The organism is Candidatus Protochlamydia sp. W-9, from assembly GCF_001950615.1.
Lineage (GTDB): Bacteria > Chlamydiota > Chlamydiia > Chlamydiales > Parachlamydiaceae > Protochlamydia > Protochlamydia amoebophila.
Map to the genome: position 1 here is coordinate 1 of NZ_BCPZ01000336.1, position 11,569 is coordinate 11,569.

The window sequence follows — 11,569 nt, forward strand, 5'->3', positions numbered from 1 at the left end:
TACAGAACAGTATAAAGGATTACCTATTGGAGACTACTGGATCCTTATTTTAGCAGATGATTATAGTTATGCAGCTGTTAGTGATTCTGATCAAAAACATTTGTGGATATTAAGCCGCACACCCTTTTTACCTGAAGTTATTTATAAACAAATTTTAGATAAAGTTGTTCTTTTGATGCCGAATTTAAACATTTTAAATGTATTTCGAGCCAAACAAGATTCTTCTGCTAAAGCAACAAAATAAATGCTGCTTTAGTTAACAATACCTCTACATATTATATCGGTTAGGATCATTAACTCTTGGAATATTATCAATAAGGTAATTGACAAATTCTTTCCATTTCTTTTGTTTAATATAAGGAGTAATTTTATTAAAATCGACTCCGATTTTACGAGAGAAATCTCGAAGATATTCATCTTTCAGATTATTTTTTTTAGATTCTTCATTTAAGCTAGTGACATTTCCCGCTATAAATTCATTCCAAATCGTTCTATTACGGATTGCATGAACTCCGGTCTTCAGCTTTTCATCTGTAAAAATGACCTTTAAAAAATTAAGGGGATGTACTTTATCAATACGTTTTCCCGCATCTTGCAAGTCTGAGCGTAAGCTGGCTAAACTAAGCAATGATTCGTAAGCCAGGCTCGTTACAATAAAATCGATATCTTTTCTCTCATCTTTGGAAACTTCCGCATAATAATCACGATTTGGAGTGCTTTTTCTAATCAACACATCGTTATTAGAGACAACAATTGTCAACGCTAAATCATTTGAAAGAAAGCCTTCAGGTTGGATATTTTCCAGACTGTTTTTGTAGTAGCATTCAAGCCAATCGATCACATCTGTAAATTTATCCTCTTGAGCAATAGAAAAGTTAGCAAGCTGCCCTTCCGAATCGACTAAACTAATGTTTCTGCCACAAACAAAGCTTGGTATATATCCCGCTAAAATAAACGTATAAAATAAAAAGTTTTTATATTGTTTATACATATTTTTCCTTGTTCAAATTTAAATTTTTTAAAATTAAAATAAATAAAGCAGCTTTAAATTTGCCCCATACAAATTGAATTTAGTTTCAATAAAATCAAAGGGAAAATTGATTCGATATCCATAATGTCGATACTCATAAAACGGAACTAAGCTAACAGACACTTTTTTTTGAAAAAAACAAGTAAAATAAGTCATAGGTAATTCAACGCGATATTGAACTTTTTCCTCATATTTTTGATGAATTTTACCAAATTCAGAATCATGCGTAATCGTATGATGGCTATCTAAAATGTACCTAGCTTTAAAATTTATTCCCATCCTAAAATTATCTGTAAAGTCTAAATGAGTTAAAAATCCAATAGGAATATATAAAAAACTATTGTAAAAATGAAATCGAAATGGTGATGGATGCTTATATTCATTCTTTTCCCAAAATTTCCCTACACCAATGTAAGGGGTAAAAGAAGGCTTCCACCCACAATTTGACGCTAAGGTATAACCAATTCTTTCCTCAATATTGATATCAGTCAAAATTGACTTGATTTTTTCTTCTCCCAATTTCCCTTTCATAGATCCTTCTGCATACAAAAAATCTACGCCAACATAAATTTTATCTTTTTTAATTCGTTCATAACCAAGCCTAATACCGTGGAGGTAACCATCTTGTTTAGCGCCTGCTTTTTTTGTTCGTTCAACGTAATATATTTCAGGGCCAACAAATATTTGATCTCCTTGATTTTCATAATAGTCTGCCCTTAAAGAAGCAAACAAAGAACATACACCTAAGAGAAAGAAGAGGAAGAAATAATCATTTTTCATTGTAAAACCGATTTTTAATAATTCGAGGATATGTAGGACGATTTTGTTATCGCCACTTTCGCTTAATATTACTTTGAAGTCGTTAGCAGTCGAAATTTAATTTATCAAAGCTCTCATCTAAAAGTGCACTTTTGACAAATTTTTTATTAATTGTCAATTACAGCATATGTCCCAAATCAAACCAATCTAAAAATATTAATTATTCTGATTTTTTTATGTAATTTATTTTATAAGCATGGGAGAAAGTAGAAAAGATAAGTTTTATTTCAATTTTTAAAATGAAATTAATCTATGAGAGAAGGAAGGTAATAGAGATAAATTGGCATAAAATATGTCATAAACTGTTTTAAAATTGATATTGACAGGTAGAAAACATCTACCTGTCAAAAAAGCTAAATTTTAACGCGCATCTTCACATCTTAGAGCACAGGCAGCTGGGGCACGAGAGTTTCCACAAACTGGTCTGCTTGTATATTTGTAGTAATATTTTGGGGCATATTTGCAGCAACGTTCATAAGTATATTTTGGAACATAGCGGCAATCTGTTGTATAGTAATATTTAGGAACTTGATGGTAGCAAACTTTAGAATAGTATTGTGGAACATATCTGCAGCATGTTTTTTCATAGTACTGGGGAACCATACGGCAGTGTTTCTTTTGAATGAATTGTGGAACATATTTGCAGTGCCATTGATTGTAGTAGCATGATTCATATTTGTAGTACAAAGAGTAGCAATCACCAACTGGCCTTTCTATAGGTACGCAAGCATTTGAATTATTTGCACCATAAAAAGCTTGTTCACCTTGGCTTTGGTAATTGTTATCCCTCTGTGCTACATTATTGCAATTATTGTCAAGACTGCCTTTTTTATTTTGTGCGAAGCTGTATGATGTTGTGAAAAAACACAAAAATAGAGAAAAAAATAGCACTACTTTTTTCATACAAAACCTTTTTGTTGTTTATCATTGATTTGAGCACTTGGTATTACTTCCTTTGTAAAGGACTAGTGCGTATCTCAAAGATTAAATTTTCACGTGTTTTACGTAAGCAATGTATGCTAGAAAAAATAACCTGTTAATCTCAATCTGAATTTTTTTGTAATTTTAATCAAAAAAAACTTTATTACGTTGATTAAAATTTTTCAAAAAGTATTCACAAGGAGAAGAAAGATCTATTAAAAAAAGAACTTAAAGTGAAAATTTTAATTTGATACAGTTATTCATATTTAGGTTAGTTTAATTGATTTATCCATGCAAAAATTTGAGATTCCAATTCTTCTTGAGTATCTATTTCATCAGTTTTATCCATAACAATCCCTGAATCAATAAATATAAAGGTAGGAAAATAGTTGATATCGAAAGAATCAGCTAAATCAGTTTCTTCATCATAATTTAATTTAGCAAAACAGATAAATTCTTTAAATCTTTCGCTAAACGTTTCCAAAATAGGTTGAAAGCGACAGCAACACCCACACCACTCTGCATAAATCATCAAAATAACAGGTTTTTCTGGAAATATCAGCTGTTTAAAGTTGTCTTGAGTGACTTCAACAATCGAAGAAGCACTAAGATCGCAACATATTTTATCTTTAACAGATTTTATCTCGCTATAGACCAAGGCTGTCAGGCAAATAAAAAGGCAAAGAAGATAATTTAAAACTTTCATTTTTTCATCTCGGGATTAAAAGTTACGATATGGCATCTATTTTAAAAAATCATAGAAAATTTATGATAATTTAAATACCCACCAAAAAAATGTAAAATATTTTATGTAAGTGAAATCTTTTGTCTTTCTAACAAAGTAAAAAAGAAAATTAAAGTTTAATCACCGAAGAATCCACAATACCAAAAATGTTACAATTTGAGTCTTTTTTCACAAATGAACCTCCAACAAATTCGCTGAAAGCAGGTAAAATACCAAGCTTAGGAAAAATTTGAAAGCAATGCAAACTTAAACGATCATGTCTACTTTTTAGCTCAATTTTTGGATGAAGATGGCCTGACCAAACAAACCAGGGTTCTTGTAAGCAAGGGATATGACAGAAATAGAATGGTTCCATCAAGAAATGATTAGCATGAATATGAAACGACCAGGTTTTAGGCAAATATTTAACAAGGTTTTTGTCATGATTACCCATGACTAAATGTAAGTCACAAGGCAGCATTTTTAACCAATCAGTAAACGTATTTTGCACATATTCAGACAAGCCACTCGTCGCGTGAATTAAATCACCCACAACAATACAACGATCTGGCTGTAGGTTCTGTATCAATAAATTGAGTTGCCGTAAATCTGCCTCCATACTTCCGTCCGGAATAAGTATGCCTGCTTTTCTAAACGTGGTAGCTTTTCCCAAATGAACATCCGCGATTATCAACGTTTTTTGTTCTTCCCAATAAACTCCTCTTTGAGGCAAAAAATGACATGTTTGATTTTCAATGAGGCATTTCATCAGAACCAACTATTTTGAATTTGCTTAATTCGCTCTGTCAAGCTTTCTGTAGATAAAGTGTCACTAACGCGTTCTACAAATAACTCCAATCCAAAGGGGCTAAATTTTTTGAGTTTTTTTATCATTAATTGAGCTTGAGATAAACGTGTTAAACAATTTTTTAGCTGAATTTTTTCAAATTGAATATTTAATATTTCTCTTTTAGCTTGCTGTAGCAGCAAATTATTTGCGTCATATTTTTGTAAAACATCAAATAAAAGGCTACTACTGATTTGTACTTGTCTATTTGTTTTATGTTTGTGTGGATAACCTGGAAAAATTAATCCTGCAATTCTAGCAATATCTCTAAAATATCTTTTTCCAATTTCTTGAGTATTAAACAATTCCTGGATGTCTTCATTCAGATATTGAGTTGAAAAAAGTTCCGTTGTTAGCATTTCTTCCTGGAAAGACTTTCGGCTCAGCAATTCAAATCCATAATCATTTGTACTTATTGTAAAAGTTTGAGACGCTTTTTTTGATAAACGATGAGCAACTAACAAAGCAAGGCCTTGATGAATAATTTTACCTTCAAAAGGATAAACAAAAAGGTGCCATCCTTCCTGAGATTTTGTTAATTCAATCAAAAGCTGTTTTGTTGTAGGAAGATACGAAAATTTTTGTTGTAATTGAATGATTTGATCTAAAAGAAAATTTTCTTGGTCGGACGAGTTAAGCGATATTTTTTGCTCACATACTTTTCTTAGCTCTGCTCCTAAAGACGCTGAAAAAGGAAGACGGCTTCCTCTCCAAACGGCTGCATGTTTTTGCTTATGTTTGGCTAAACGAACATAAGCTGTCATGTCTCGATATTGAACTAACTGTAATTGTTTTCCCCCAAAAAGAAAATGATCTCCAGGTTTTAAATTCGTCAAAAAAGATTCCTCTACCATTCCAATCGCTTTTCCTTTGGTCCATTTAACAGTAATTTGAGAATCAGAAGAAATGGTTCCAATACTCATTTTATGCCGACGAATCAATCCTTTATCTTCAACAATGTATTTGTCATTTGAATAAACTAGCTTTTTATATTCAGGGTAAGCTTTTAAAGAGTTTCCTCCCGATATTAAAAAATGCAAGCAATCTTCAAATTCTTTTAAACTCAAATCTTGAAAACAAGCTGTTGTTTTTATCTGAGAAAAAAGTTCGTCTTTTTGAAAACCCTCTCCAATTGCACATGTCATCATGTGCTGCATTAAAACATCATAGCAATTTTTTAAAGGCAAACGGCTTTCAATGTGATGTTCTTTAATAGCTAGTCGATAAGCTTGAATTTCGATTAATTCTAAGGCATGTGTAGGAACAACTTCAATGTAACAAGGCGTAAGGGGGCGATGAGAAGAGCGCCCAGCTCTTTGAAGAAGCCGTGCAACACTTTTAGGGGAGCCAATTTGAATGACTTTTTCAACCCTTGGTAAATCAATTCCTAAATCTAAAGAAGAGGTGCAAACAACAAAACGAATCGAACCAAATTTAATCCCCTCTTCTATTTCTTCTCTTGTTTTTTTATCGATGGCACTATGATGAATGGCTATTAAGTTTTTCCATTCAGGCCTTGCCTCTAATATCGCTTGATACCATCTTTCTGTTTGCGAGCGTGTATTAGTAAAAATAAGAGTAGATTGATTGAAGTTTAACCGATTTAGAACGTAAGGGAGTAATCGTAAACCCAATCTTCCTGTCCACGGGAGCTTATCCAAGGATTCTGGCAATACAGCCGTTAAGATGACTTCTCGTTCCATTTTTGCATTTACAATGATGGGACTGCGATCAACTCCTACACAAACTTGTGCAGCTTGCTGAATATTGCCAATTGTCGCGGTTAATCCCCAAATTTGTACGGAAGGTTTCCAAGCTTTTAATCGAGATAGACAAAGCTCAAACAAGACACCTCTTTTGGAAGCTAACAGCTCGTGCCATTCATCGACAATAATGGACTGTAGATAGCTAAATTGAGAAGTTGCGTGACCATTGCAAAGCATCACAGCCAAACTCTCAGGAGTCGTAATCAAAATTTCTGGGGGATATTTATTCTGCTTTTCTTTTTTTATATAGGAAGTATCTCCTGTGCGCCTTTCGACGCGGTAAATCAACTTTAAATCATCAATAGGAGCTTTAAGAGCGCTTTCCAAATCTTTTGCCAAAGCCTTTAAAGGAGTGATGTATAAGATTTGAATTCCTTTTTTGGGATCTTCATGAAGCTTAGAAAGAGCTGAAAGATAAGCTGCATATGTTTTACCAGCCCCTGTCGGAACAGAAATTAACCCACTTTTTCCTTCTAAAAATTTTAACCAGGCTTCTTTTTGAAAAGGAAGGGGTTCCCATTTTTTTAAATTAAACCATTGTTCAATGAGCGAATGCTTAGGAAGAGTCATGTAAAAACGTTTTTATAATTGTTTCTAAATCATCGCATTCTTGATAAGGTTTATCAGTTCTCCATCTTTTGATGCGAGGAAATCGTAGAGCTATTCCTGATTTATGACGATTAGAACGTTGTATCCCTTCAAAAGCAATCTCAAAAACCTGTTCTGTCTTTACTTTTCTAACCGGGCCAAATTTTTCTTCGGTATGCATTCGGATCCAACGATCTAACTTGTTAATTTCCCCTTGATCTAAACCAGAATAAGCTTTAGCAATGGGAATTAATTCATTTTGTTTCCAAATACCAAAAGTATAATCTGTAAATAAATTAGCCCTTCTGCCTGATCCAGCTTGAGCATACATTAAAACAGCATCAATGACCATCGGATCAATTTTATACTTCCACCAATTTCCTTTTTGACGTCCTACACCATAAAAAGAGTTTCGCTTCTTTAACATCACTCCTTCTGTCCCTTGTTGTCTAGCTAAAGCTCGTTTTTCGCTTAATTCTTCCCAGTTTGAAAAAGAGATTTCATCCGAAATGAGAAGCTGTGGGGATTCAAGGTTCAAACATTTCAAAATGTCTCTTCGATCGCCTAAAGGTAATTTACGAATATCTTCCCCCCGATATTCTAAAACATCATAAATCATTAAAATTACTGGAATATTTTTTTGCATACTTTTCGACACATTTTTTCTTCCAAGTCGTTTTTGTAATTCTCCAAATGCTAAAGGGCGATTCGATTGATAAGCAATCAATTCTCCATCTAATACCGTTCCGTCTGGAAGTTGTTTGCAAACTTCCATAATTTCGGGAAATTGCGAAGAAACTAATTCATTTCCTCTTGACCAAATGGCACATTCCCCTCCCCTTTTGACAACTTGTGCTCGGATCCCATCCCATTTCCATTCTGCTAACCAATCAAACGGATTTTCTAATGTCTTTAAATCGCCTTCAAAAGGATAAGCCAAATAAAAGGGATAAGGATTTAAATATTGTTTACGATCATCTGTAATACTCAAACTAACAAAAAATTCTGCTGTGGGTTCCCAGGTTCCCATTACATGCTGACTTAAAATTTCACGAGGAATTTCTAATGCTTGGCTTAATCCTTTTAATGTTAACAAAGAAGAAACACCAACGCGAAAAGATCCCGTCAGTATTTTGTTAAAAATAAAAGTCTCTTTAGTGTTCAGTTCATTCCAGTAAAGAAAAATCTGCTCTTTTTGTTTTTCTTCTAGAAGACCTTGAAGTGGTTTGATTCGCATTTCCATCCATTCGGAAAGGGTCAGTTTATTTTTAATTTCTTTTTCTTTAAAAGGTAATAATAAAGAAATTGTTTCCGCTGTATCTCCTACGGCTGCGTATGATTCTTCTACCAACCAGTCAGGAAGTTGCAAAAGTTCCTGACACCACTTTAATAATTTCTTTCCACTAATTAATCTTTTTAAACGATGACCGCTTAAAAAAAAAAGAGCCCATGCTCCATCGGCTGGGGAAGAATCAGCAAAATATTTTTGAATATACGAGACTTTTTCATTCGTTGATTGTGTTTGATCAATCTGTTCAAAAAGAAGTGAAAAATTTTTCATTGATCCTCACTCACTAAAGTAACATCTAGCCCCTTTAACTCTCTGGCATCGAGGCTACGCGTTTCGCGTAAATATTGAGCCAACGTAGAAGCATTCCCATGAGTAGTTAAAACAATTTTTGCTTGTGTTTGTGAAATTGTTTCAATCAATGCTTTCCAATCTGCATGATCAGATAAAATAAACCCACGATCTAAAGCGTGGCGACGCCTTGTTCCTCTTACTTGCATCCAACCGGACGCCAAAGCTGTCCGATAACTTGGAAAACGTTTCAACCACGGAGTTCCCGCTGCCGATGGTGGAGCTAGTATAAGTTCTTTAGAAAATTTCATCCCCTTTTCACCTTCCGAAACAGGCTTAAAACGAGCCATTTTGATTCCCATTTCTGCATAGATTTTTGACAATGAACATATAGCTCCATGCAAATACACAAAATTTTCTTGATCCGCTAACATCGACAAAACCCGTTGTGCTTTGCCAAGTGAATAACAAAATAAAATAGAAGGGTAATCATGAGCGGCATTTTCAAACCACCACTCTTTGATCTGTTTGGCAATGGTGTGGCTATGAGGCCATTGATAAATGGGCAGGGCAAAAGTAGATTCAGTGACGAAAATATCACATTCAACTACTTCAAATGGTAAACATGTTTCATCTTTTGCTCGCTTATAATCACCCGATATGACTGTGACACAGCCAGGTGTTTCAATTCTTACTTGCGCCGATCCTAAAATGTGCCCTGCTGGATGCAATGAAACCCATGTATTTCCAAGTTTGATTTTCTGGTTATATGTTAAAGCTTCGCTTTTAAACTCGCCTCCAATTCTTTTCCGTAGAATTTTAATCGTTTCATCAGTTGCAATGTAGTGTCCATGACCAGCATAAGCATGATCGCCATGCGCATGCGTGATGATGCAACGAGGGACTGGTTGCCAAGCATCAATAAAGAAATCTCCGTCTGGGCAATATAAACCTTGTTTAATGACTTTTAAAGGAATTTCCATATAGGAGCCTTAAATTCCAACTTTTTTAACCATTAATAATTTCTCCCCCATTAGGATGCAAAATTTGTCCTGAAATATAAGAAGAATCTTGAGAAGCCAAGAAGACATAACAAGGGGCTACTTCATCTGGTTGTCCAGCTCGCTTCATAGGAACATTAGAACCAAAAACAGAAACTTTTTCTTTAGGAAAAGTTGAAGTAATTAAAGGTGTCCAAATAGGCCCTGGTGCCACGCCATTGACCCGAATTCCTTTTTTAACTAATGATAAAGATAAAGAACGAGTAAAAGCAACAATAGCTCCTTTAGTCGCTGAATAATCAATTAAAGTTTTCTTTCCTTTATAAGCCGTAACAGAGGTTGTATTAATGATGGTCCCTTTAACCTTTTCTAAATGGGGAAGTGCAGCTTTGGTCATAAAAAATAAAGAATAAACATTCGTTCTGAAAGTTTTTTCTAACTGCTCTTCAGTAATATCTTCAATAGAATCTTGCGGGTGCTGTTCAGCCGCATTATTGACTAAAATATTGAGCTTTCCAAAAGCTTGTATCGTTTCTTTTATCACGGATTGGCAAAAACTATTTTGGCCAATGTCCCCTGCAATTAACAAACATTTTCTCCCTTTTTCTTTAACCAGTCTTCTTGTTTCTTCCGCATCTTTATGTTCATTTAAATAGACGGCTACAATGTCAGCCCCTTCTTTTGCAAAACTAATCGCTACTGCTCTTCCAATCCCGCTATCGCCTCCCGTAATAATGGCTACTTGATCAAATAATTTACCGCTTCCTTTTAAATCTTTTTTCTCATCTTCAGGTAAAGGATACATTTTAGATTGTTCTCCAGGAGGAGTTTGCTTTTGAGGAGGAAATGTATTTGCTTTTTGTTCATCAATCATCTGAATCTCCTAAATTTTGAATAAAAGAAGTAGAATAAAAAGGACTTTTTACAAAATGCCTTCTATATTGTAAAAAGTCTTTTAAAAATAAAATAAGCTTTAATTTTATTTATGCATTATTTTTTTGCTTCTGCGGCTTCAGCATTTACTCCTGATGTAAAAAATGAGCCTTCTCCAAGCTTTGTTAATTTCTTATCTGCAGCCTTTTCTTCATCAAGCGTATCTTGAAGAAGATCTTGGATTTGGCTATTCAATTGAAGATGTTTAGCAAAACTACATAGTGTTCCGTAAGAAGCAATTTCATAATGCTCAACTTTTTGCGCAGCGCTGATAATAGCTGCATCTAACGTAGATGATTTTTCGATAATTTTTGTGAGTTCTTCTCCTTCTTTCAATATTCCTTCCATCGCTTTACAAAGATTTTCTTTGGCTGATAAGCCCATTATCTCAAAGATTTGTTCCAGACGAGCTATTTGAGTTTTTGTTTCTTTTAAATGATCCATGAGTGCTTCTTTTAATTCAGGTAAAGAAGCTGATTTAGTTAATTTGGGCATGACCTCTGTAATTTGCTTTTCTGCACTATACATGTCTTGCAATTCATCAATAAATAATTTATGTAAGCCTGTTTGTTGTTGTTTCATTGACCTATCCTTTATGTTTTTATGTTATCCATCAAAAGGAATCGAGATTGAATACCTGCTTAATAAAAATTCAATCGTGAAGAACTTTGAATCGATAACGTTCCTTAAAGAAAAATAGATAGGAAATCAAGATTTCCTATCATTTATTTTTTACAACATTATTTTTTTATTTAAGAAAGATGAATGAATATTAACTTTCATTGTTTTGCTCATCAGTATTGCCTTGATAATCATTTCCAGAAGAGGTTTTGCTCTCATCGTGTTCTTTTCCCCAACGAGCTTCGGCTCCTCGGCGACCTGCTTCTTCACGACTCATAGGCTCATCACCTGAAGATCTGCCTCGATGACTTCTGCGTCCATCATAATCCTCATCGTGTTCTTTTCCCCAACGAGCTTCGGCTCCTCGGCGACCTGCTTCTTCACGACTCATAGGCTCATCCCCTGAAGATCTGCCTCGATGGCTTCTACGTCCATCATAATCCTCATCGTGCTCTTTTCCCCAACGAGCTTCCGCTCCTCGGCGACCTGCTTCTTCACGACTCATAGGCTCATCACCTGAAGATCTGCCTCGATGACTTCTACGTCCATCATAATCCTCATCGTGCTCTCTTCCCCAACGAGCTTCCGCTCCTCGGCGACCTGCTTCTTCACGACTCATAGGCTCATCCCCTGAAGATCTGCCTCGATGGCTTCTACGTCCATCATAATCCTCATCGTGTTCTTTTCCCCAACGAGCTTCCGCTCCTCGGCGACCTGCCTCTTCACGACTCATAGGCTCA

12 protein-coding genes are annotated in these 11,569 nt (G+C 34.8%); 1 reads left to right on the forward strand and 11 read right to left on the reverse strand.

Annotated elements, in window-relative coordinates; translation table 11 throughout:
• The coding region (locus BU804_RS09310; RefSeq protein ID WP_143298977.1) for a lipocalin family protein at positions 1 to 244 on the forward strand (244 nt) is incomplete at its 5' end.
• 24 nt (positions 245 to 268) lie between these two features.
• On the opposite strand, the gene BU804_RS09315 is transcribed toward BU804_RS09310, so the two are convergent.
• The 11 genes from BU804_RS09315 to BU804_RS13565 all read right to left on the reverse strand — a co-directional run.
• The gene (locus tag BU804_RS09315; RefSeq protein ID WP_075883852.1) at positions 269 to 991 is read right to left on the reverse strand and encodes a hypothetical protein; all 723 of its coding nucleotides are present in this window, start codon (positions 989 to 991) and stop codon (positions 269 to 271) included.
• A 33-nt stretch (positions 992 to 1,024) separates the two neighbouring features.
• Entirely contained in the window at positions 1,025 to 1,762 is a 738-nt protein-coding gene (locus tag BU804_RS09320; protein ID WP_079988686.1) for a hypothetical protein, read from the reverse strand.
• 447 nt (positions 1,763 to 2,209) lie between these two features.
• Complete coding sequence (locus BU804_RS09325; RefSeq protein ID WP_158025049.1) at positions 2,210 to 2,452, reverse strand: hypothetical protein; 243 nt, start codon at positions 2,450 to 2,452, stop codon at positions 2,210 to 2,212.
• Positions 2,453 to 3,041: 589 nt separating this feature from the next.
• Positions 3,042 to 3,476 (reverse strand): thioredoxin family protein, encoded by a 435-nt coding sequence (locus BU804_RS09330; protein WP_075883855.1) that lies wholly within the window; start codon positions 3,474 to 3,476, stop codon positions 3,042 to 3,044.
• Between the two features lie 148 nt (positions 3,477 to 3,624).
• Positions 3,625 to 4,263 (reverse strand): ligase-associated DNA damage response endonuclease PdeM, encoded by a 639-nt coding sequence (gene pdeM / locus BU804_RS09335; protein WP_075883856.1) that lies wholly within the window; start codon positions 4,261 to 4,263, stop codon positions 3,625 to 3,627.
• Positions 4,263 to 6,677 carry a ligase-associated DNA damage response DEXH box helicase gene (locus BU804_RS09340; RefSeq protein WP_075883857.1) on the reverse strand — a complete coding sequence of 805 codons (2,415 nt, stop codon included), beginning with the start codon at positions 6,675 to 6,677 and terminating at the stop codon, positions 4,263 to 4,265. Before BU804_RS09340 ends, pdeM begins: the two co-directional genes overlap by 1 nt.
• Entirely contained in the window at positions 6,664 to 8,256 is a 1,593-nt protein-coding gene (locus BU804_RS09345) for an ATP-dependent DNA ligase (RefSeq protein WP_075883858.1), read from the reverse strand. Before BU804_RS09345 ends, BU804_RS09340 begins: the two co-directional genes overlap by 14 nt.
• On the reverse strand, positions 8,253 to 9,257 hold the full coding sequence (locus BU804_RS09350; RefSeq protein WP_075883859.1) for a ligase-associated DNA damage response exonuclease: 1,005 nt from the start codon (positions 9,255 to 9,257) through the stop codon (positions 8,253 to 8,255). The genes BU804_RS09345 and BU804_RS09350 overlap by 4 nt, the downstream gene beginning before the upstream one ends.
• 25 nt (positions 9,258 to 9,282) lie before the next feature.
• Positions 9,283 to 10,149, reverse strand: a complete 867-nt coding sequence (locus tag BU804_RS09355; RefSeq protein WP_075883860.1) for an SDR family oxidoreductase — start codon at positions 10,147 to 10,149, stop codon at positions 9,283 to 9,285.
• Positions 10,150 to 10,265: 116 nt separating this feature from the next.
• Entirely contained in the window at positions 10,266 to 10,790 is a 525-nt protein-coding gene (locus BU804_RS09360; protein WP_075883861.1) for a ferritin-like domain-containing protein, read from the reverse strand.
• A 190-nt stretch (positions 10,791 to 10,980) separates the two neighbouring features.
• Positions 10,981 to 11,569: hypothetical protein (locus tag BU804_RS13565; RefSeq protein ID WP_226996175.1), on the reverse strand; the 589-nt coding region annotated here is incomplete at its 5' end.

What these genes read in the sequence shown, in the direction of transcription:
- BU804_RS09340 (WP_075883857.1), bottom strand. Translation starts at nt 6,677, where the DNA reads ATGACTCTTCCTAAGCATTCGCTCATTGAACAATGGTTTAATTTAAAA.
- pdeM (WP_075883856.1), bottom strand. Translation starts at nt 4,263, where the DNA reads ATGAAATGCCTCATTGAAAATCAAACATGTCATTTTTTGCCTCAAAGA.
- BU804_RS09355 (WP_075883860.1), bottom strand. Translation starts at nt 10,149, where the DNA reads ATGATTGATGAACAAAAAGCAAATACATTTCCTCCTCAAAAGCAAACT.
- BU804_RS09345 (WP_075883858.1), bottom strand. Translation starts at nt 8,256, where the DNA reads ATGAAAAATTTTTCACTTCTTTTTGAACAGATTGATCAAACACAATCA.
- BU804_RS09350 (WP_075883859.1), bottom strand. Translation starts at nt 9,257, where the DNA reads ATGGAAATTCCTTTAAAAGTCATTAAACAAGGTTTATATTGCCCAGAC.
- BU804_RS09315 (WP_075883852.1), bottom strand. Translation starts at nt 991, where the DNA reads ATGTATAAACAATATAAAAACTTTTTATTTTATACGTTTATTTTAGCG.
- BU804_RS09325 (WP_158025049.1), bottom strand. Translation starts at nt 2,452, where the DNA reads ATGGTTCCCCAGTACTATGAAAAAACATGCTGCAGATATGTTCCACAA.
- BU804_RS09360 (WP_075883861.1), bottom strand. Translation starts at nt 10,790, where the DNA reads ATGAAACAACAACAAACAGGCTTACATAAATTATTTATTGATGAATTG.
- BU804_RS09330 (WP_075883855.1), bottom strand. Translation starts at nt 3,476, where the DNA reads ATGAAAGTTTTAAATTATCTTCTTTGCCTTTTTATTTGCCTGACAGCC.